The following is a 20,993-nucleotide window of genomic DNA, read 5'->3' on the forward strand; positions in this document are numbered from 1 at the left end:
CGATCCTAGCCTGTCGCCGTCGGCAGGTGAACGGCCCAGCGTGCCAGCCCATCGAGCACCAGCAGCGGCTGGTGGCCCGCATCGGCCGGTAGCTGCGGCAACAGCGCCGGTGCGCCGCCGCCATGCAGCAGCAGGTCCACCGGTGCCTGCAGCCGCTGCCTTGCCTGCTCACGGCTGCGTTCGATCAGTGCGATCGCCGCGCCGTCGCAGCCGGAAGCCAGCGCATCATCGGTGTCATCGGCGAACTCGCGGTAGTGCCCGCCACTGGCCGGCAACTGCGCCGCGCGCGCATGCAGGGCTTCGCGCATGGTGGTCGGAGAGGCCGCGATGCGACCCCCGTGGTGCTGGCCGTGGGCGTCCAGCAGGTCGATGGTCAACGCGGTGCCGACGCCAGCCACCAGCACGTGGCGCTGCGTGCGCGCGGCTGCCAGCAGGGCCAGGAAACGATCCACGCCGAAGCGCGCGGGCGTGGCATAAGCGATGCGCACATCGGCGAACGCCGCTTCGGTGCGGGCCACATGCACGTGCTGGAAGCGCATGCGCAGGATCTCCAGCATGGTGGCGGTCAGTCCGGCGGCGGCCACGCTGGCCACGTAGGCGGTGCCGCCCTGCGGCAGCGTGCGCAATGCTTCGCCGCGCAGGTCTTCGGCGCCATGCGTCCATGCCTGCACCTCGCCGGCACGGTCGCCCAGCAACGGGGCATACTTGAAGCGGGAATTTCCCAGGTCGAACAACCAGTCGCTCATCGTGCCCTCACGCTCACTTCGCCGGCGTGCACAGGCTGCTCGCGGCCTTCGATTTCCACCCGCAACGCGCCGTCTTCGGCCAGCCCCAGCGCGCGGCCGTCCTGCCAGGCGCCACCGAGTTCCACCCGCACCTCGCGTCCGGCCAGGCTGTCCAGGGCGGCATAGCGCGGCAGGAACGGGGCCAGGCCCTCGGCTTCGAATTGTTCCAGCGCGGGCAGCAGCGCGGCCAGCACCGCTGTTGCCACCTCGTTGCGCTGCACCGGCTCGCCCGCCACCTGGTCCAGGTCGGTCCACGGCTGGTCGATGCGTTCAGCGAACGCTGGCGGCATGTGTACGTTGAGGCCGATGCCGATCACCGCGCGCGCCGGGCCGGCGAACTCACCGCCGCCTTCCACCAGCAGGCCGCCCAGCTTGTGGCCATCCACCACCAGATCGTTGGGCCATTTCAACTGCACCTGGGCATGACCGAGCCCGCGAAGGGCCTCGGCCACCGCCACGCCCGCCACCAGGCTCAGCCCGCCCAGCTGGGCCAACCCACCGGCGAAGCCGCGCAGCAACGAAAGGTAGATATGCGCGGCCAGCGGGGAGGCCCAGTCGCGCCCACGACGGCCGCGGCCACCGGTCTGGCGCTCGGCCAGCATGACGCGACTGCCGCGCTCGGGAGCGCTGCAGCGCAGCAATTCGGTGTTGGTGGATACCGTGCTCCAGACCACCCGCAGATCGTCCAGCAGCGCATCGGCCGTGGCAGGCAGCGCGGCGCGGATGCGGCCCGCATCCAGCAGGTCGACCGCCTGGGACAGCGTGTAGCCATCACCGGCGCGGCCTTCAATCGCCACGCCGGCTGTCCTAAGTCCTTGAATGCGTTTCCAGATGGCCGCCCGGGTCTGGCCCAGCTCGCGCGCCAGGGCATCACCGGACAGGGGTCCGGCGGCCAGTTTTGCCAGCAGTTCGCGGTCGTCCACGGCAGCTTCCGTCAGATAAACAGGGAAAGTATGCGGCAAAGGAATTGCCCCTGCCCGGCGGGGCTTCCAATAGGCGGCCTGATTCGGGCTAGAATCGGGAACTCACTCGCCCTTAACCACGGATGTCGTCGATGCGCTGTTCTGCCCATTGCCTGGTCCTGTTGATGGCCCCGCTGCTTGCCACCGCGTCTACCGTGATGGCCAGTGAAGGGCGCGGTGACTGTGTCTATTCCACGCCCGATGCCGAACGCCCGCCGACCGCACGCAGTGCTGCCGCCGGGGTGCCCAGCACGCCCAAGCCGGTGCCTGCCCAGGCCACCAGCAGTGGCGGCGGCGGTGGCGACGATGACGTGCTGCAGCGCCTGCGCGCGCCGAAGTGGCACAGCTTCCTGCCGGGTATGTTCCGCTGATCCAGGCGTTGTCGCGCTGGCTGCGGCCAGCCCCCCGTCCCATTCCCGAACCGCTGTGGCAGCAGGCCTGCCGGGATATTCCGTGGCTGCAGGGCCTGCCCGCCGATCGACTGGATGCGCTGCGCACGCTGGCGACCCGCTTCCTGCACGAAAAGACCATCAGCCCGCTGGGCGACCTGGTGCTGCGCGACGAAGACATCGTGCTGCTGGCGGCGGTGTGCTGCCTGCCGCTGCTGGGGCTGGGTGAAGCCGGCCTGCGTGGCTGGTCGCAGCTGATCCTGTACCCGGACGCGTTCCGGGTACAGCGCAGCCATGTGGATGCTGCCGGCGTGCTGCACGAGTGGGACGACGAGCTGATCGGCGAGAGCTGGGACAGCGGCCCGTTGATCCTGTCCTGGGCGGATATCCAGGCCGACCTGCAGGCGCCGTTCGATGGCTATTGCGTGGCGGTGCACGAGATGGCGCACAAGATCGATGCGCTGGATGGCGCAATCGACGGCACGCCGCCGTTGCCGCGTGCCTGGCAGCGCGAGTGGGCGGCCGATTTCCAGCGCGCCTACGATGCGTTCTGCGTGCAGGTGGATGCGGGCGAGGAAACGCTGATCGATCCGTATGCGGCCGAGGCGCCGGAAGAGTTCTTCGCGGTGGTCAGTGAATACCATTTCTCCGCACCGGACGTGTTGGCCGAGGCGCTGCCCAGCGTGGCCGGGCACCTGCGGCGGTTTTACGGTGAGCCGCCGGTACTGTCGGCGCTGGAGCACGTGGCGCGGTGATGGCTTCCGCCGAGCATGGCTCGGCGCTACCGGAAGATCATGCGGCGATGCCGCCGTGGTAGCGCCCCGCGCGGCGCTTACGGGCCGGCCGGCAGCCGCACTTCGAAGCGCGCGCCACCCAGTTCGGGAGAACGCGTCACCAGCAGCTCACCGCGGTAATCCTTGATCAGGTCCTGCACGATCGACAGGCCGATGCCGTGGCCCTGCACGCGCTCATCGCCACGCACGCCACGCTGCAGCACCTTGGCGATGTCTTCCGGAGCGATACCGGGGCCGTCGTCGTCCACCGCCAGCAGCAGGCCGGGGCGGCGCGTGTTCGGCGCCGGCTGCGGCTGCGCGGTCAGCAGCACGCGACGGTTGGCCCACTTGAACGCGTTCTCCAGCAGGTTGCCGAGCAGTTCCTGCAGGTCGCCCGGCTCACCGTGGAAGCGCGATCCCGGATCGATGTCGAACTCGCACAGCACGCCCTTGGAGGCATAGACCTTTTCCAGCCCGCGCACGATTTCTTCGGCATTGGATTCAATCGGCAGCGGCGCGGAGAACAGCTTGTGCCCGGACGACGCGGCGCGCGCCAGCTGGTAAGACACCAGGTTGTTCATGCGCTGCAGCTGCACGTCCAGTTCTTCGCGCAGCGCATCGTTGCTGGATCCACTGTCCATCTGCGTGCGCAGCACGGCGATCGGGGTCTTCAGGCTGTGCGCCAGATCGGCCAGCGTGTTGCGCTGGCGCTCCAGGTTTTCGCGCTCGCTTTCAATGAAGGCGTTGATGCTGTCGGTCAGCGGTTCCAGCTCGCGCGGATGGCGTTCGCTCATGCGCTCGCTTTCTCCGCGTTGCACGCGGGTCAGCTCGGTGATCACCCGGCGCATCGGGCGCAGGCTCCACTGCAGGATGACCGTCTGCAACAACAGCAGGATCAGGCCGATGCCGCCCAGGTAGAACCACACCCGGCCGCGGAACACGCGCAGCTGCGCGCCCAGTGCACCGGAGTCCTCCATCACGTAGATGGTGTACGGAAATTCGGTCGCCGGGTCCGCGTCGGCATCCCACACCAGGCCCAAGCCGTAGCGGTAGACCGAGCCCTCGCTGCCGTCGATCTGGATGATCGGCAGCGGGCCTTCGAAGATTTCCTGGCGCGGTGCCAGCAGCCCGCCGCCCTGGGTAGGCAGCATCGGGCCCTCGGCGGACATCGAGTTGACCTTGCCGTCCGGCGTGACGACCTGCAGGTACAGGCCGCTGCCGGGCACGTCGAAGCGCGGATCCGGCGGCTGCTCGCGCAGGTACAGCGAGCGGTCGCGGGTGAAGTCACTGCCCGCAGCGTAGGCCGTGGCGTAGTTCTTCAGGCGTTCGCGCAGGTTGGCGCGCGCGGTATCGGCGAACGCCGCATCCAGCGCGTAGCCGGCCAGTGCCAGGAAGGCCACCAGGCCCACGGACGCAGCCAGCAGCTGGCGCGCCTGCAGGGAGCGCGGCCGCCAGCGTCGGAAGAACCACAGACGGCCGGACATCATCTTCTAGCCTGCAGCAGGCTCAGCCCTCGTTGCGCGGGATCGCGAAACGGTAGCCGCGGCCGCGCACGGTCTCGATCGGCTTCAGTTCACCGTCCGGATCCAGCTTCTTGCGCAGGCGGCCGATGAACACTTCCAGCACGTTCGAGTCGCGGTCGAAATCCTGCTGGTAGATGTGCTCGGTGAGGTCGGCCTTGGAGACCAGTTCACCGGCATGCATCATCAGGTATTCCAGCACCTTGTATTCATAGCTGGTGAGGTCGACGTTGCTGCCGGCCACGCTGACCGTCTGTGCCGCCAGGTCCAGTGCCACCGGACCGCATTCCAGGGTCGGCTTGCTCCAGCCCGCAGCGCGGCGCAACAGCGCATTGACGCGTGCCAGAAGCTCTTCGACATGGAACGGCTTGACCAGGTAATCGTCGGCGCCCTGCTTGAGCCCTTCGACCTTGTCCTGCCAGCTGGAACGGGCGGTGAGGATCAGGACCGGGAACTTCTTGCCCTCGTCGCGCAGCGCCTTGATCAGCTCCATGCCGGACATCTTCGGTAGGCCCAGATCGATGATGCCAACGTCGAACGGCACTTCGCGGCCCATGTACAGACCTTCCTCGCCATCCTGCGCCGCGTCGACGGCAAAGCCTTCGCGCTTGAGCCGGGCTGCAAGGGTCTCGCGCAGCGGGGCTTCGTCTTCGACCAGAAGGATACGCATGAACTCTCCCTAATGTGCTGGGGTCGGCCGGTTGGGCCGGTGGAAATCGGGTGTGATGCGACAATAATCCCCGTTCAGGGGTTATCGCCGCGTAGTGAAGACATATCCGATCGGGGCGGGCGAGCCTGTGAACGCTGCTGCACGGGATCATCCATGTAGCGGACGCGGCCACGCTCATCCATGTATTTCACGCGGTTGATGTCGCGCCCATCGAACGGCACCCGCTCTGCGCCCAGGATGTGTCCACCGGTGGATCGCTGCACCCGCCGCACGGCGTCGGACAGGGAGCGCTCATCACCGCGTTGGGACCCCCGCATGACCACTTCAGGACGTTCCCGCATCTGCGCCCGCTGCGCCATGGTCTGCTGCATCTGGCCCTGCATCGGTGCCTGCGCGACGGCGTGCAGCGGCGCGAACGCCACCAGCACCACGACCGTGGCGAGGGCAAGTTGGCAGGGGGAAGAACGGGAGGACATCGTTGGATCCTAGCCGAGGCCGGCAATTCGTTCAAAAATTGTGAAGTCCGCGTCCGGACGCGAGGTCCGGGGCTTTACAAATCTTTTGCAAATTTCGGCTTTTGCCAGTGAATCCGGTCTGAACTTTCCTGAAGATCGGATGTCTATATTCAGGTAAGTGAACATACTAACAGCATTCGGGGCCGTCTGCGGCCCCTTGCGCGCATCGCGTCAGGCCGCTTCGCGCCCACCATCGCGTTCGGTGGCTGACAGGGCCTGCTCCACCAGACTCCAGTCCGCGCCCGGGCGATGTGCGCCCTCGCTGAGGATCTGGCGGAACGCGCGGCCCCCCGGTTGCCCGTGGAACAAGCCCAGGATGTGCCGGGTGATGTGCTTGAGCGCCGACCCTTCAGCCAGCCGCGCTTCCACGTAGGGACGCAGCGCGCGCAGCAGCGCCTGCCGTGCCTGCAACGGGGCGCCGGTCTGCAGCGCCTCCAGCTGATGCAGAAGGTAGGGATCGTGGTAGGCCGCACGGCCCAGCATCACCCCGTCCACCTTGCCGCCCTGGGCCTGCACCGCCTCGATGCTGGCCAATCCACCGTTGAGCACCACCGGCAGCTCCGGACGCTCCTGCTTGAGCCGGTAGGCCCAGTCGTAACGCAGCGGTGGCACTTCGCGGTTTTCCTTCGGCGACAGGCCCTTCAGCCAGGCATTGCGCGCGTGCACCACCAGCATCGGTGCACCGGCGGCGACCTGCTGGTCGACAAACGCAGCGAAGGCCTCGTAGTCGTTGTCATCGTCCACCCCGAGCCGGCATTTGACCGTGACCGGGATATCCACCGCGGCCACCATCGCCGCTACGCAGTCGGCCACCAGGGCCGGTTCGCGCATCAGGCAGGCGCCGAAGCGGCCGGCCTGGACACGGTCGGATGGGCAGCCGCAGTTGAGGTTGACCTCGTCATAGCCCCAGTCCTGGGCAATGCGCGCGGCCTGCGCCAGCAGGGCCGGATCGCTGCCGCCCAACTGCAGGGCCAGCGGCGTTTCGGCCGGATCGAAGCCGAGCAGGCGCTGGCGATCACCGTGGATCACCGCATTGGCGTGCACCATTTCCGTGTACAGGCGCGCGCCGGGCGCCAGCAGCCGGTGGAACACGCGGCAATGGCGGTCCGTCCAATCCATCATCGGGGCGACGGAAAGGCGCAGGGAGTCGGCGTAGCGGGACGCGGCGGTGGCGGTTGGCTGGGTCATGGGGACGCTGGAGAATCAGGGGCGGCAGGCAATGCCTGCATGATCAATAGTTTACACCGGTCGGCTGAATGGTCCGGGTGGGCACGGGCGTGACGACCAACGGGCGTCGCCGACCACCTGCTTGACGGCCAGCGGCCGTCACTACCGGCAGGGATCAATGCGCGCTGCCGGTCGGGCCCTTGCGCCCTACCCGCTCGATCAGCGTTTCGCTGGCGGCGTTCAGACCCACCACCTCCACCACCGCGCCATGCGCGCGCAGCTTTTCCACCGCGCGCTCCAGCGCGCCCACCGCGGTGAGGTCCCACAGATGCGCGTGCTGCAGATCGATCACCACCTGCGGTGCTACGTGCTGGTAGTCGAAGGCCGCGCCGAACTGCCCGGCCGAGGCGAAGAACACCTGGCCTTTGACCACATAGCGCTGCAGGCCCGGCTGCGGTTCGTCGCGCTGCACGTCCAGCATGCCGCCGACCTTGCGCGCGAAGAACAACGCCGACAGCAGTACGCCGCTGAGCACGCCCTTGGCCAGGTCATGGGTGGCCACGGTCACCACCACGGTCAGCAGCATCACCGCCGAGGAACTGCGTGGATGCGTGCGCAGGTCGCGCAGCGAGCGCCAACTGAAAGTGCCGATGCTGACCATGATCATCACCGCCACCAGGGCGGCCATCGGGATCTGCCGTACCAGGTCGCTGCCGTACACCACCAGCACCAGCAGCAGCGCGCCGGCGATCAGGCAGGACAGGCGCCCACGCCCGCCACTGGTGACGTTGATCACCGACTGGCCGATCATCGCGCAGCCGGCCATGCCGCCGAAGAAACCGGTCACCGTATTGGCCAGGCCCTGGCCGGCGCACTCGCGGTTGCGTTCGCTCGGCGTTTCGGTGATGTCCTCCACGATCTGCAGGGTCATCATCGATTCCAGCAGCCCCACCACCGCCAGGGTGGCCGACACCGGCAGCAGGATGCGCAGCGTCTCCCAGTTCAGCGGCACGTCCGGCAGGAAGAAGGACGGCAGGCTGTCCGGCAGTTGGCCCATGTCGCCCACGGTCCGTACCTCGATGCCGAAGCCGATCACCACTGCAGTGAGGATGCCGATCGCGACCAACGGCGAAGGCACCGCGCGGGTGATCCGCGGCAGCAGATAGATGATCGCCAGCGCCGCCGCACACAGCAGGTAGACCATCGGGCCGCGGCCGACCAGCTCCGGCAGCTGGGCCATGAAGATCAGGATGGCCAGTGCGTTGACGAAGCCGGTGATGACCGAGCGCGAGACGAAGCGCATCAGCGAACCGAGCTTCAGCGCGCCGGCGGTCATCTGCAGCAGGCCGGTCAGGATGGTGGCGGCGAACAGGTACTGCAGGCCGTGGTCCTTGACCAGGTCGACCATCACCAGCGCCATCGCACCTGTGGCGGCCGAGATCATGCCGGGGCGGCCGCCGGCGATGGCGGTGATGACCGCGATCGAGAACGAGGCGTACAGGCCGACCTTGGGGTCGACCCCGGCGATCAGCGAGAACGCGATCGCTTCGGGGATCAGCGCGAGGGCAACGACGATGCCGGACAGCACGTCGCCACGGACGTTGCCGAGCCATTGCTGGCGCAGTGGGTAATGGGTCTGCATGGGGATTCCTGATGACCGCCGGGGGCCACGGGTACGCAGCGGCGGTAGGCGCGCAAGTTTACGGCAGGCGACGGCGGCAAGGTAGCGACGGCCGCTGGCCGTCACGCTGTTGGTCGTGCTTCGGTGGGTGACTACCGTTGGTCGTCACGCCGCTTCGCTCGCCGAGCATGGCTCGGCGCTACCAGGGCGCGGGGCTACAATCCCGGCATGGCTTCCGTTGCCCCCCGCTTCTTCGATCCTCGCACCGAACAGGGCGTGCTGCGCCTGTCCATCGCCGGCACCCTGGTGATGGCGGCCATGGCCGTGGGCTTCGGGCTGTACGCCAACTCCTCGCTGATCATCTTCGACGGCATCTACGGCCTGATCGACGTGGTCATGACCTGGCTGTCGCTGCTGGTCGCCCGGCTCATCGCCCAATCGACCAATACCGATACGCTGCAGTCGCGGCTCAACCAGCGTTTTTCGATGGGCTTCTGGCACCTGGAACCGATCGTACTGGGGGTCAGCGGGACGCTGATGATCGGCGCGGCGCTGTATGCCTTCGTCAACGCCGTGGATGCGCTCACCTCGGGCGGGCGCTTGATCGCGCTCGGCCCGGCCATCACCTTCGGGGTGATCTCGCTGCTGGCCGAAGGGGCGCTGGCCGCGTTCGTGCTGCGTGCCAACCGGCACATCGGCTCGGACTTCATCGCCCTGGATGCGAAGAACTGGATCATCGCCGCCAGCATGTCGGCCTGCTACCTGCTGGCCTTTGTCGCTGGCGTGCTGGTGCGCGGCACCCCTCTGGACTGGATCGGCCCGTACATCGATCCGGGCATCCTGGCGGTGGTCTGCCTGTTCGTGATGGTGGCCCCGCTGGGAACCGTACGCCAGGCGCTTGCGGGCATCCTGCTGGTCGCACCGCAGGAGCTGCGCAGCCACGTGGATACGGTGGCGCGCGATGTGGTGGCGCGGCACGGTTTCCTGGACTACCGCAGCTACGTGGCGCAGGTGGGCCGCGGCGAGCAGATCGAACTGTTCTTCGTGGTGCGCGCCGACGATCCGCCACGCGCGCTGGCCGAATGGGACCGGCTGCGCGATGAGATCGGCGACCTGCTGGGCGAGGAATCGCCGGATCGCTGGCTGACCATCATGTTCACCACCGACCTGGAATGGGCGGTGTGACCCGGTAGCGCCGAAGGCAGCGGCTGGAGCCGCTGCCAACGTCGCTCGCGGCGGCCCGCAGGGTGCCGGTCAGGACGACCGGCATAGCCGTGCGCGGCGGGACAAACTGCACCGCGCGGGGCGCTCGCCGAGCATGGCTCGGCGCTACCTTGCAGCCTGCTTCCACTCGCGCGGCGACTGCCCGGTCTGCGCCTTGAACGCCCGCGACAACGCCGCTTCGCTGCCGTAGCCCACGTCACCGGCGATGCGCTTCAGCGGCTGGCCACGACGCAGCGCCTGCTGCACCAGCCTGGTCCGCCACGCCTGCAGGTACTGCCCGGGGGTACTGCCGATCACCTCGCGGAAGCCTTCGGCAAAAGCGCTGCGTGACATCCCGGCACGTTCGGCCAGCGCGTGCAGCGACCATTCTTCCGCCGGCTGCTCATGCATGGCCACCAGCGCATGGCGCAGCCGTGGATGGCCCATGCCGGCCAGCAGCCCGACCTGGATCTGGCCGTTTTCCATCAGCGTGCGCAGCACCTGGATGATCACCAGTTCGAACAGACGATCGAGCATCGCCTGGCGGCCGCAGCGCTGCGCGAACGCTTCTTCGAACAGCACGCCGAGCACCGCGTTGCTGCCCAGCAGGTCGGCCAGCGGCAGGCAGACCGGGCTCGGCAACGCATCGGCCACCGGGCTGCCTTCGCCGGCTTCGAAACGCAGCCCGGCGGTCACCAGCGGCACCCGCAATCCGTCATCGACGTTGAAATGATGTTCGCGCGGGCGGGCGTACAACAGCACGCTGGGCTGGTCGATGCGCAGGCGGGTGCCATCGCGGTCCACCACTTCGACACCGCCCTGGCTGAGCAGGTGCAGCAGCGGTTGGCTGGCGGCCTGTGCCGGCGCCCAGTGGCCACTGATCTGGCCGCCCTGCAGCAGGCGCGCACTGACGGGGAAGCGGTCGAGCAGGGATTCAAGTCGATCGAGCATGGCTGGACGATCCATCAAGTTTTCCGGACTCCATGTTGCCACACGTCCAGCCAAGGCGCGCAAAGTACACCTCACCGGCCAACCGGCCATCCCAACAAGGAACTCCGCCATGTCGATCGAAAAGGTTCTCTACACCGCCCAGGCCACCGCAACCGGCGGCCGCGAAGGCCGCGCTGTGTCCTCCGACAACGTGCTGGACATCCAGCTGTCGACTCCGCGCGAACTCGGCGGTGCCGGCGGCCCGGGCACCAACCCGGAGCAGCTGTTCGCTGCCGGCTATTCGGCCTGCTTCCTGGGCGCGCTGAAGTACGTCGCCGGCCAGGCCAAGGTCGCGCTGCCGGCTGACACCACCGTTGCCGGCAAGGTCGGCATCGGCCAGATCCCGACCGGTTTCGGCATCGAGGCCGAGCTGACCATCACCGCGCCGGGCGTGCCGCGCGAGCAGCTGGAAGAACTGGTGCAGAAGGCCCACGTCGTCTGCCCATACTCCAATGCGACCCAGGGCAACATCGACGTCAAGCTGATCGTGGCCTGATCTGACCGAGGCGCTGGGAGTAAGGCCCTTTCGCATGGCGACAGGGCCTTGCTCCGTTCTGGTTACTTTTCGTTGCTCACCAGCTGCACCACGCTGGAGAAATCCAGCTTGCCGCGGCCTGCCTGGTGGTTCATCGAATACAGGTTGCGCGCCAGCTCGCCGAGCGGAATCGAGGCACCCACGCTCATCGCCGCTTCGACCGCCAGGCCCATGTCCTTGAGCATCAGGTCGCTGCCGAAACCGCCGCTGTAACCGCGCGAAGCCGGTGCGTTTTCAAGCACCCCCGGCCACGGGTTGCACACTTCAGTGGCCCAGCTGCGGCCGGTGCTGACCGCCATCATCTGCGACAGCACCTTCGGGTCCAGCCCGTGTGCCACGCCCAGCGCGATGGATTCACCGGTGACCGCCATGATCACGCCCAGCGCCATGTTGTTGCACAGCTTGGCGACCTGGCCGGCGCCGCTGGCACCCACGTGGAAGATGTTCTTGCCCATCGCCTGCAGGTAGGGACGCGCGCGTTCCAGCGCGTCTTCTTCGCCGCCGACGATGAAGGTCAGCGTACCGGCGCTGGCGCCGGCCGTACCGCCGGAAACCGGCGCGTCCAGCATCTGCAGTCCGCGCGCGGCGGCGGCTTCGGCGACCTTGCGCGCAGTGGCCGGGGCGATGGTGCTGCAGTCGATCACCAGCGCACCGCCCGGGATATCGGCCAGCAGACCGTCATCACCGAGGTACACGCCTTCGACGTGGCGGCTGGCCGGCAGCATCGAAATCACCACTTCGGCATCGGCCAGCGTATCCAGTGCGGAGCTGGCTGCGGTGGCGCCTGCGTCGACCGCGGCCTGCACGGCGGCCGGCACCAGGTCGAACACCCGCACGGCGTGGCCGGCCTTGGCGAGGTTGGCGGCCATCGGCCCGCCCATGTTGCCCAGACCAATGAATGCAATGCGGCTCATGCGAGGGTCCTTTCAGGAGTAGTGGCTTCCAGATCGGCCAGCGGATGCTGGTCGCCAAGCCACGGGGACGTGAGGTAGGTTTCTGCCCAAGCGGGCGTTGCATCGGCCAACATGGCCGGATTCCACCGTGGTGTACGGTCCTTGTCGACCAGCAGCGCGCGGATGCCTTCAGCGAAATCACCGTGTGCGGCGCAGTGCAGTGCCGCTACGTACTCCAGTCGATACACATCGGCCAGCGGTTCGTCCGCGCAGCGTGCCTGCAGGGCGAACGCAAGTCGCGCCGAGCCGGGAGCCCCGGCTGCCAGGGTCTTCTGCGCGGCCTGCAGCCAGTCATCCTCGCTTTCCATGGCGGTGATACGGTCTACGATCGTCTGCAGATCATCGCCCTCGCACAGCACGTCCACCAACCCGGCGTTGCGCTGCAGGGGCCCGGGCGCAGCCTCACTGGCGAAGCGTTGCAGCACGGTGGTGAGGTGGTGATGGTTGGCATTGCAGTCGGCTTCCCAGCCTGCCGCCAGCAACGCATCCAGCACATCGCCCCGGTGTGACTCGGCGACGTGCAGGTCCGCCAGCCCGGCAAAGAGGGCATCGCCGGGGTTGAGCAGCGCGCCAGTCAGCGCCAGGAAACGCCCCCCGTTACCGGGCACGCGCGGCAGCAGCCAGCTGCCGCCCACATCCGGGAACAAGCCGACGGTGATTTCCGGGAACGCCAGCTTGGAGCGCTCGGTGACCACGCGATGGCTGGCACCGGACATCAGGCCGATGCCCCCGCCCATCACGATGCCATGACCCCAGCACAGGATCGGTTTGGCATAGGCATGGATCAGGTAGTCGACGCGATACTCGACGTCGAAAAACTCGGTGGCGTAGGCGTTCTGGCGGATGTCGGCGTGGCCTGCCTGACGATACGCCAGCATGCTCTGGTACAGGCTGTGCAGGTCGCCACCGGCGCAGAACGCCTTCTCTCCGGCACCCTGCAGCACCACCATCGCAACGCCGTCGTCATTTGCCCAGGTGCGCAGTTTTTCAAGCAGCAGGTGTGCCATCGGCAGCGAGAAACCGTTCAACGTCCGCGGTGCGTTGAGCGTGGCGATGCCGATGCGCATGCCGTTGGCCGCCACGCGCTCTTCGAACAGCACCGGTGCCTCGTCGACCACGATGTCGGTTTCCCGGCTCATGCGTTCTTCCACTGCGCGCTGCGCTTTTCCAGGAAAGCGCTCACGCCTTCCACCTGGTCAGCGCTGTCGAACAGGTCCACGAATGCTTCGCGCTCGGCCACCAGTGCGGCGGCGTGGGTACCGGTGCGCGTGGACTGCACCAGCGTCTTGCAGGCGGCAATGCTGGTCGGGCTCTGCTTGCCGGCCTTCTTCGCCCATTCCAGTGCGAGGGCCTTGGCTTCGCCCTTGCCGGCCTTCTGTTCGGCCAGGCCGATACGCACGGCAGTGTCGGCGTCGATCCGCTCACCGAGCAGGATCATCCGCTTGGCCCAGCCTTCACCGACCAGGCGCGGCAGGTTCTGGGTGCCACCGGCGCACGGCAGCAGGCCGACGGTGGCCTCCGGCAGCGCCACCTGGGCATGTTCTTCGATGATGCGCAGGTCACAGGCCAGCGCGCATTCCAGCCCGCCGCCCATCGCATAGCCGTTGATGGCGGCGATGGACACGCCACGGAAGCCGGACAGCGCCTCGAAGGCTTCACCGAAACGACGTGCGGCTTCACGGGCAGCGCCCTTGTCACCCGATGCGAACTGGTTGAGATCGGCGCCGGCGGAGAAGAACTTCTCGCCCTCGCCACTGATCACCAGCGCATAGATCGAACGGTCCGCGTTCAGCGCGGCGACCAGGTCGCGCAGCGCCGCCAGGCTGTGCACGGTCCAGGTATGCGCCGGCGGGTTGTGCAGGGTGATGACCGCGACGTGGCCATCGGCCTCGACCTTCAGGCCGACATGATCGTGGGTGCGCCAATCGTTCATCGCAGTTCCTCTTCGGTGTTGAGCAGGTGGCGGGCGACGATCACCCGCATGATTTCGTTGGTGCCTTCCAGGATCTGGTGCACGCGGCTGTCGCGCAGCAGGCGCTCGATCGGGTACTCGCGGATGTAACCGTAGCCGCCGTGGATCTGCAGCGCTTCGTTGCAGATGGTGAAGCCGGCATCGGTGGCGAACCGCTTGGCCATCGCACACCAGATATTGGCATCGCTGGCGCCGGCGTCGAGCTTGCGCGCCGCCGTGTGCACCATCTGGCGGGCCGCAACCAGTTCGATGGCCATGTCGGCCAGCTTGAACTGCAGGGCCTGGAATTCGGCCAGCGCCTTGCCGAACTGGCGGCGTTCGCCCATGTAGCGGCGGGCGGCATCCAGCGCTCCCTGGGCGGCGCCCAGCGAGCAGGCGGCGATGTTGATGCGGCCACCGTCCAGGCCCTTCATCGCCAGCTTGAAGCCGCCGCCTTCTTCGCCCAGCAGGTTGCCGACCGGCACCCGCACGTTCTCGAAGGTGATGCCGCGGGTCGGCTGGCTGTTCCAGCCCATCTTCTCTTCCTTGCGGCCGTAGCTGATGCCCGGCAGGTCGGCTGGCACGGCGATCGCACTGATCCCGCCCGCGCCCGCGCCACCGGTACGCGCCATCACCACCAGCAGCTCGGTGGCACCAGCCCCGGAGATGAAAGCCTTGGAACCGTTGAGCACGTAGTCATCGCCATCGCGCACCGCCGTGGTCTTCAGCGACGCCGCATCGGAGCCGGCGCCGGGTTCGGTCAGGCAGTAAGAGGCCAGCTTGATGCCGGCCGCCAGGTCCGCACCCCAGGCCGCGCGCAGCGCCTGCTGGCCCCAGGTGGACACCATCCACGAGGCCATGTTGTGGATGCTCACGTACGCTGCGGTGGACGGATCCACGTTGGCGAGTTCCTCGATGACGACGGCGGCGTCCAGTCGGCTCAAGCCGCTGCCACCGACCTCGGGGTCCATGTACAGGCCACAGAACCCGAGCTCCCCTGCCTTGGCGATCGCCTCGCGCGGAAAGATGCCCTCCGCATCCCACCGCGCCGCGTGTGGCGCCAATTCCGCCTGGGCGAAGTCACGCGCTGCCTCGCGATAGGCCTGCTGCGCTTCTTCGAGTTCCGTCGTCATCGAGTTACTCATGGCTGGAACTCCGTTGTTACTTGAGGCTGATGGTGGTGTTGACGCCGTGGCTGAGCGTCTCGTCATCGAACCAGCGTGCGGTGATGGTCTTGGTCTGGGTGTAGAACATGACCACCTGCTTGCCGTACGGGCCGAGGTCACCCAGCTTGGACGCGCGCGAACCGGTGAAGGAGAACAGCGGCACCGGCACCGGGATCGGCACGTTGATGCCGACCTGGCCGACGTCGATGTCTTCCTGGAACCTGCGGGCGGCGGCGCCGGACTGGGTGAACACCGCCGTGCCGTTGCCGTTCGGGTTGCTGTTGACCAGCGCGATGGCGTCATCTAGCGTTTCCGCTTCGAGGATCACCAGCACCGGCCCGAAGATTTCTTCCTGGTAGATGCGCATGTCGGTGGTGACGCCGGAGAAGATCGTCGGACCGACGAAGTTGCCCTTCTCGAAGCCGTCCACCTGCGGGTTGCGGCCGTCCAGGTCCAGCGTGGCGCCCTGCTCCACGCCCGAAGCGATCAGCCCTTCCACGCGCTCACGTGCGCTGCAGGAGATGACCGGGCCGACATCGGTGCCGGCGACCGAACCGGCGCTGACCTTCAGCGTCTTCGCCTTGGCCACCAGGTCCGGCACCCACGAACGCGCCTCGCCCACCAGTACCAGCGTGGAGGCCGCCATGCAGCGCTGCCCGGCGGCACCAAAGGCGGCACCGACCATCGCGTTGAGGGTCTGTTCCTTGTTGGCATCCGGCAGCACGACGGCATGGTTCTTGGCGCCCATCATGCATTGCACGCGCTTGCCGGCCAGCGAGGCGCGGTTGTATACGTGGGTGCCGACGCGGGTGGAACCCACGAACGAAACCGCCTTGATGTCGGGGTGGTCGCAGATTGCGTTGACCACTTCTTCGCCACCGTGCACCACGTTCAGCACGCCCTTCGGAATGCCGGCTTCCAGCGCCAGTTCGACCAGCCGCATGGTGACCATCGGGTCCTGTTCGGACGGCTTGAGCACGAAGGTGTTGCCGGTGGCGATGGCCATCGGGAACATCCACAGCGGGATCATCGCCGGGAAGTTGAACGGGGTGATGCCCGCGCACACGCCCAGCGGCTGCATCAGGGTGTAGGTGTCCACGCCGTTGGCCACGTTGTTGGCCAGCTCGCCCAGCTGCAGGTTGCCGATCGCCGCGGCGTGCTCGACCACTTCCAGGCCGCGGAACACATCGCCTTCGGCGTCCGGCACCGTCTTGCCCTGCTCGGCGCTGAGGGTGTGGGCCAGCTCGCTCATGTTCTCGCGGATCAGCTGCTGGTACTTCAGGAAGATGCGCGCGCGGGTGCCGATCGGCGTCTTGCGCCAGGTCTTGAAGGCTTCCTTGGCGGCGGCCACCGCATCATCCACTTCGCTGGTGGTGGCGAAGGGCACCTGGGCCAGCACGTCCTGGGTGGCCGGGTTGACCACGTCCTGCCAGTGGGCGGTGGACGATTCGATGAACTGGCCATCGATCAACAGGCGGATACGGGGCGCTGCAACAGTCATGGCGGTACCGTGGGTCTCAGGGATGCTTGGCATTATTCACAGGCGACCGCTCGATTTCCGGCCTGTCTACGCTTAATCTGGCCAACCGGCACGACGAAAGTTGTTAATCCTGTGAATTCGGAGTCACCCCAACGCCAGCTCGGGCTCCGCTTGGCCAAGCTGCGCGAGCAGCGCGGTTATACCCAGGTGCAGCTGGCACAGCAGCTGGGGGTATCAGCCAGCTACCTGAACCAGATCGAGCGCAACAAGCGGCCGTTGACCCCGGCGGTCCAGCAGCGCCTGCGTGCGGTGCTGGGTGAGCTGGGCGATCTGTTCGACGCGGGCGGCCCCGCCGCGCTGCAGGAAGCACTGGGGCAGACCCTGCGTGATCTCGGCCTGGCCGATGTCAGCGCCAATGAACTACGGGCACTGGCCGGCAACCTGCCACAGGTCAGCCAAGCCCTGCTGGACCTGCACCGGCGCCATCTGGCGCTGCGCGAACATGCCGCCGCGCTGGAGTTCCAGCTGGGTGAGCCCGGCGCCGGGATGAGCCTGCCGGCCGGTGACCAGGTGCGCGACTTCTTCAACCGCATGCACAACCACATCCCGGAACTGGACGCGTTGGCCGAGCGCCTGTTCGCCGAGTGGGGGCTGACCGTGGGCCACATGGCGCCGCGGCTGCGCCAACTGCTGGCCGACCGCCACGGGGTGATGGTGGAAGTGGCCCCGCTGCAGGCCGGGCGGGAGAAGCGCGTGATGGACAGCCAGGCACGTACGCTGTGGCTGCCGGACTACCTGGAACCGGGCCAGCAGGCGTTCCAGATGGCCGCCGAACTGGCGCTGCGGGGCCATGCTGAACACGTGGATGCGGTGATCGAGCGGGCCGGCTTCCGCGATGACGAGCGCATCGCGCAGGCACGCATCGGCCTGTCCAACTACTTCGCCGGCGCGCTGGTGATGCCGTATGGCCCGTTCCTGCGTGCGGCCGAGTCCAGTGGCTATGACATCGAACTGCTGGCACATCAGTTCGGCGTGGGCTTCGAGGCGGTCTGCCACCGCTTGAGTACGCTGGCGCGGCGCAGTGCACCCGGGCTGCCGTTCTTCTTCATCCGCGTGGACCGCGCCGGCAATGTGTCCAAACGGCATTCGGCCACCGATTTCCACTTCTCGCAGGTCGGCGGCTCGTGTCCGCTGTGGATCGTGTACGAGGCATTCAACCAGCCCGGGCGCATCCTCACCCAGACCGCGCGCATGCCCGATGGGCGACGCCATTTCTGGCTGGCGCGGCAGGTCAGCAGCGGGCCGGTCGGCCACGGCCAGCCGCGCAAGACCTTCGCGGTGGCGCTGGGCTGCGACCTGCAGCACGCCGAGCGGCTGGTGTACACGCGTGGGCTGGATATCCAGAGCCCGGGCAATTCGGTGTCGATCGGCCCCGGCTGCCGGGTGTGCCCGCGCGAGGACTGCATGCAGCGCGCGTTCGTGCAATTGCCTGGGCGCTAGCGCGCCCGGCAATTGCCCGCGCATTCCTCCTTATCCCCCGCGCCTGCGGCGCTGCCCCTTGAACAACAAGGGGGCCCTGCTCCAAGGGAACGGTAGGGCCGGCCGCTGGCCGTCCAACGGGAATGACGGCCAGCGGCCGTCACTACCTAGTAGATCGGAGTGACTTTCATCTGCGGCAGGGGGCGCGGGGCGCCGTCGGTGAGGTCCGGACCGCAGTCGTCCCAGCTTGCACCCTGCTCCACCATCAGCGCGTACAGCGCCTGCGATGCGCGGCGCTTTTCCTGCGATCCCAGCGGATACGATGGCGGTGCCGGTTGCCCTGCCGCGACGCTGGCATACGCGGCGCGGTAGGCCACCACCTGCTGGCCCGCGTCATCGGTGCGCGACACCTCCAGCGTGTATCGCTGGTAGGCCGAAGCGGTATTGCGCCAGCGTATCCAGTAGTGGTTCTCGAAGGAGAAGCGGCAGAAACGCTCGCCGGCCAGCGTGCCCTTCCGCGCGATGCGACCGAGCACCTCCTGCGGCATGTCCAGGTTCATGCCGCCCTCGTTGCCTTCAAGGGCGACGTGCACGATGCGGTCGCGGTAGCCGGGCGCGCGGGCCTGCAGCAGATCGCGCCAGTTCTGCATGGTGGCGATGATGGCAAACAGGAAACGGGTCAGCTCGGTGGCGGCCATTGGCGAGGCGATGTCGCGGTAACCGCGCTGCCAGCGTTCGCGATTGCCGGTTGGCAGTACCACCGCGCCTTCCAGCGCCTGCTGCGCATCGCCCGCTTCGGACGCTTCCCGCGCATCGCCGGGGTAAACCAGATTGATGGCGAAGGTCGGCCAGCGCGGCAGCGCGGCGTCGAACAGATGGATCGGGAAATTGCTGCTGATACCACCGTCGGAGAACCAGCAACGGCGGTAGCCGGCGATCGATGAGCCTGCCGCGGACGTTCCCTGCTGCCCCCCGCTGGCCAGGCCCTCCATGCTGTCGGCCACGTTCTTCCCGCCACGTCCGGGCTCGGCACGGTTGCCCTGCGCGGGCGCAGAGTGGCGCGCCGGCTCATGCAGCGGCACCGCACTGATCAGCAGCGGAAAGCTGAGGCTCATCCGCGTGGCGACCAGCACCGGCAAATGGCCTTCCGGCGGCAGCCGGTAGTACAGCCTTCCGTCGACCTGCTCCGGTGCGCCGGCATCGGCCACCAGCCAGTCCACCACGCTGCGCGGAAACAGGCGGTCGAACTCTTCGCGCAGGAACCAGAAGCGCGTTTCGGAAAACGGCAGGGTGCGCGGCTCGTTGTGCGACACGCAGGTACTGATCATCTGCAGGGTGATGGCCCGGCCATCCTGCGGTTCGTCCGCATAGCGCGGCGCGGCGTGCAGGTCGGCGAAGGTCAGCGGCCGGTCGCCTGGCTTGCCCGACAACCGCTGCAGCGCATCGTGCAGCCAGTCGGTCAGCGCGGGGCGCAGCGGGTCGTCGCTGAGGCCATTGCACAGCCCGAGCAGGTTGCCACGGGCCACCCGCGCCACACGCAGCAGCGCGCCGGCCACGCCTGCGCCGTAGGCGCACAGCAGCGAAGGCAGGAGGGCAGCCAGCATGCCCGCTACGCCGCCGGCACCATGGCCGATGCCCAGCAGCAGGAACAGCGAAAGCAGCACTTCCAACGGTGCGATGGTGAACACTGCCGCCAGCAGGCACAGCAGTTTGCGGGGCCAACCCGCATGGCTGGCAAGCACCACCAGCAACCGGTACGCCGCGCGCGCGCCGCGGGCAGGCTGGAACAACCCATGAATGAAACCCCGCGTGGACAGCTGGGCCGACACAGCGGCCAGTCCCTCGAACCCGGCCTGCGGCCCCACCGCCTCGCCCGCCTGGCGACGGCGATCACCGAGCGCGGCAGCCGCAGCCACCGCCGCCGCGATGGCCCCGGCCGAGGTGCCGCCGATGCTCTTGAAACGGTATTCCCTGGCCAGCGCCAGCACCGCATTGGGATACACGATGCCGCTGGTGATGCCGCCCTTCATGACCAGATCGCAGTACTTGGCTGCCATGGGCCGACCCTCTGCTGGATTCGACCCTGATTATGGCAAGAGCGCCTCTCACCGCATGAGATGCCTGACGCATTTCGCAGGCAAGGCGGCGCCCCGGTAGTGACGGCCGCTGGCCGTCATGCTCGTGCCCTCGGCGGGTGACGACCGTTGGTCGTCACGCTGTTGCCCTTGCCGCTGCGCTCGCCGAGCATGGCTCGGCGCTACCAGGCAACGACGGCGAAGGCCGCGGCGGGTCAGCGCTCCGACTGCGGCACCTTGCGGATCTTGCTGGTGTCATAACCCATCGCGGCGATGCGCTCGATGGCCTGCTGGTAGTCGGCCGCGCTGACCTGTGGCGTGCGCGCCATGTACCACACGTAGTCACGCTTGCTGCGCGCCACGATGGTCTGCTGGTAGTCCGCATCCAGCCAGGAAATCACGTACTCGGCCTGGATCGGCCAGATGAACTGCATGCCCCACACCGCGCCGTTGCCTTCCTCCTCCACCCGACCCACCGGGTGCAGGGTCTTCAGCGGTGCATCGAAGCTGCCCTTGCGGTAGGTGAAGGTGGTCTGGATGCGCCCGTCAGGTCGCAGTGCATAGCGTTCCACCGAATCAAACGCCTTGCGTTCGATGAAGGTGGGAATCTGCGCGATGACATACCAATCCCCCATGAAGCGCGGCACGTCGACCGCGGTCGCGCGGGGCAATGGACGTTCCGGACTGGACGAACAGGCACTGGCCGACAACGCCATCGCGATCACGGGAAGCAGGCTGGAAATACGCATGGCGTTCTCC

The 20,993-nt window shown here is 67.6% G+C and carries 20 protein-coding genes; 5 read left to right on the forward strand and 15 right to left on the reverse strand.

Annotation, left to right across the window (positions count from 1 at the left end; translation table 11 throughout):
• Positions 1 to 5: 5 nt before the first annotated feature.
• Positions 6 to 746: a type III pantothenate kinase gene (locus SOM47_RS16390; RefSeq protein WP_042613752.1), complete on the reverse strand. Its 741-nt coding sequence runs from the start codon at positions 744 to 746 to the stop codon at positions 6 to 8.
• The gene (birA, locus tag SOM47_RS16395; RefSeq protein ID WP_042613751.1) at positions 743 to 1,708 is read right to left on the reverse strand and encodes a bifunctional biotin--[acetyl-CoA-carboxylase] ligase/biotin operon repressor BirA; all 966 of its coding nucleotides are present in this window, start codon (positions 1,706 to 1,708) and stop codon (positions 743 to 745) included. Before birA ends, SOM47_RS16390 begins: the two co-directional genes overlap by 4 nt.
• Positions 1,709 to 1,839: 131 nt before the next feature.
• On the opposite strand from birA, the gene SOM47_RS16400 reads away from it, so the two are divergent.
• Both SOM47_RS16400 and SOM47_RS16405 read left to right on the forward strand, forming a co-directional pair.
• Positions 1,840 to 2,118 carry a hypothetical protein gene (locus SOM47_RS16400; RefSeq protein ID WP_042613750.1) on the forward strand — a complete coding sequence of 93 codons (279 nt, stop codon included), beginning with the start codon at positions 1,840 to 1,842 and terminating at the stop codon, positions 2,116 to 2,118.
• Positions 2,085 to 2,891, forward strand: a complete 807-nt coding sequence (locus SOM47_RS16405) for a zinc-dependent peptidase (RefSeq protein WP_042613749.1) — start codon at positions 2,085 to 2,087, stop codon at positions 2,889 to 2,891. Before SOM47_RS16400 ends, SOM47_RS16405 begins: the two co-directional genes overlap by 34 nt.
• Positions 2,892 to 2,968: 77 nt before the next feature.
• Here SOM47_RS16405 and SOM47_RS16410 read toward each other — a convergent pair whose 3' ends face one another.
• The 5 genes from SOM47_RS16410 to SOM47_RS16430 form a co-directional block, all read right to left on the reverse strand.
• Positions 2,969 to 4,393, reverse strand: a complete 1,425-nt coding sequence (locus SOM47_RS16410) for an ATP-binding protein (protein WP_320506173.1) — start codon at positions 4,391 to 4,393, stop codon at positions 2,969 to 2,971.
• Between the two features lie 22 nt (positions 4,394 to 4,415).
• Positions 4,416 to 5,099, reverse strand: a complete 684-nt coding sequence (locus SOM47_RS16415; RefSeq protein WP_004136763.1) for a response regulator transcription factor — start codon at positions 5,097 to 5,099, stop codon at positions 4,416 to 4,418.
• 74 nt (positions 5,100 to 5,173) lie between these two features.
• Positions 5,174 to 5,575, reverse strand: coding sequence for a hypothetical protein (locus tag SOM47_RS16420; RefSeq protein ID WP_042613748.1), 402 nt, complete (start codon positions 5,573 to 5,575; stop codon positions 5,174 to 5,176).
• A gap of 210 nt (positions 5,576 to 5,785) precedes the next feature.
• The gene (dusA, locus tag SOM47_RS16425) at positions 5,786 to 6,802 is read right to left on the reverse strand and encodes a tRNA dihydrouridine(20/20a) synthase DusA (protein WP_042613747.1); all 1,017 of its coding nucleotides are present in this window, start codon (positions 6,800 to 6,802) and stop codon (positions 5,786 to 5,788) included.
• Between the two features lie 154 nt (positions 6,803 to 6,956).
• Positions 6,957 to 8,423: a SulP family inorganic anion transporter gene (locus SOM47_RS16430; protein WP_320506174.1), complete on the reverse strand. Its 1,467-nt coding sequence runs from the start codon at positions 8,421 to 8,423 to the stop codon at positions 6,957 to 6,959.
• Between the two features lie 207 nt (positions 8,424 to 8,630).
• On the opposite strand from SOM47_RS16430, the gene SOM47_RS16435 reads away from it, so the two are divergent.
• A complete protein-coding gene (locus SOM47_RS16435) occupies positions 8,631 to 9,587 on the forward strand; it encodes a cation diffusion facilitator family transporter (RefSeq protein WP_320506175.1) in 957 nt (318 codons plus the stop codon).
• A gap of 144 nt (positions 9,588 to 9,731) precedes the next feature.
• On the opposite strand, the gene SOM47_RS16440 is transcribed toward SOM47_RS16435, so the two are convergent.
• Complete coding sequence (locus SOM47_RS16440; RefSeq protein ID WP_042613744.1) at positions 9,732 to 10,556, reverse strand: AraC family transcriptional regulator; 825 nt, start codon at positions 10,554 to 10,556, stop codon at positions 9,732 to 9,734.
• A gap of 109 nt (positions 10,557 to 10,665) precedes the next feature.
• Here SOM47_RS16440 and SOM47_RS16445 point away from each other — a divergent pair, with 109 nt between their 5' ends.
• The gene (locus tag SOM47_RS16445) at positions 10,666 to 11,091 is read left to right on the forward strand and encodes an organic hydroperoxide resistance protein (protein ID WP_192084674.1); all 426 of its coding nucleotides are present in this window, start codon (positions 10,666 to 10,668) and stop codon (positions 11,089 to 11,091) included.
• Positions 11,092 to 11,153: 62 nt separating this feature from the next.
• Here the strand turns inward: SOM47_RS16445 and mmsB are convergent, their stop codons facing one another.
• Genes mmsB through SOM47_RS16470 form a run of 5 tightly spaced genes read right to left on the reverse strand, consistent with a single transcriptional unit; the run spans position 11,154 to position 16,701 of the window.
• Positions 11,154 to 12,044 (reverse strand): 3-hydroxyisobutyrate dehydrogenase, encoded by an 891-nt coding sequence (mmsB, locus tag SOM47_RS16450; protein ID WP_192084676.1) that lies wholly within the window; start codon positions 12,042 to 12,044, stop codon positions 11,154 to 11,156.
• Entirely contained in the window at positions 12,041 to 13,222 is a 1,182-nt protein-coding gene (locus SOM47_RS16455) for an enoyl-CoA hydratase/isomerase family protein (protein WP_320506176.1), read from the reverse strand. Before SOM47_RS16455 ends, mmsB begins: the two co-directional genes overlap by 4 nt.
• Entirely contained in the window at positions 13,219 to 14,016 is a 798-nt protein-coding gene (locus SOM47_RS16460) for an enoyl-CoA hydratase (protein WP_192084680.1), read from the reverse strand. The genes SOM47_RS16455 and SOM47_RS16460 overlap by 4 nt, the downstream gene beginning before the upstream one ends.
• On the reverse strand, positions 14,013 to 15,167 hold the full coding sequence (locus SOM47_RS16465; RefSeq protein WP_483020070.1) for an acyl-CoA dehydrogenase family protein: 1,155 nt from the start codon (positions 15,165 to 15,167) through the stop codon (positions 14,013 to 14,015). The genes SOM47_RS16460 and SOM47_RS16465 overlap by 4 nt, the downstream gene beginning before the upstream one ends.
• 28 nt (positions 15,168 to 15,195) lie before the next feature.
• Positions 15,196 to 16,701: a CoA-acylating methylmalonate-semialdehyde dehydrogenase gene (locus tag SOM47_RS16470; protein WP_042613738.1), complete on the reverse strand. Its 1,506-nt coding sequence runs from the start codon at positions 16,699 to 16,701 to the stop codon at positions 15,196 to 15,198.
• 111 nt (positions 16,702 to 16,812) lie between these two features.
• On the opposite strand from SOM47_RS16470, the gene relB reads away from it, so the two are divergent.
• Complete coding sequence (gene relB / locus SOM47_RS16475) at positions 16,813 to 18,180, forward strand: type II toxin-antitoxin system RelB family anti-toxin (protein ID WP_320506177.1); 1,368 nt, start codon at positions 16,813 to 16,815, stop codon at positions 18,178 to 18,180.
• A 146-nt stretch (positions 18,181 to 18,326) separates the two neighbouring features.
• Here the strand turns inward: relB and SOM47_RS16480 are convergent, their stop codons facing one another.
• Complete coding sequence (locus SOM47_RS16480) at positions 18,327 to 20,216, reverse strand: patatin-like phospholipase family protein (RefSeq protein ID WP_320506178.1); 1,890 nt, start codon at positions 20,214 to 20,216, stop codon at positions 18,327 to 18,329.
• A gap of 233 nt (positions 20,217 to 20,449) precedes the next feature.
• The gene (locus SOM47_RS16485) at positions 20,450 to 20,983 is read right to left on the reverse strand and encodes a lipocalin family protein (protein ID WP_320506179.1); all 534 of its coding nucleotides are present in this window, start codon (positions 20,981 to 20,983) and stop codon (positions 20,450 to 20,452) included.
• Between the last annotated feature and the right edge of the window lie 10 nt (positions 20,984 to 20,993).

Origin of the sequence: Stenotrophomonas sp. CFBP8980 (assembly GCF_034046095.1) — a bacterium.
Lineage (GTDB): Bacteria > Pseudomonadota > Gammaproteobacteria > Xanthomonadales > Xanthomonadaceae > Stenotrophomonas > Stenotrophomonas lacuserhaii.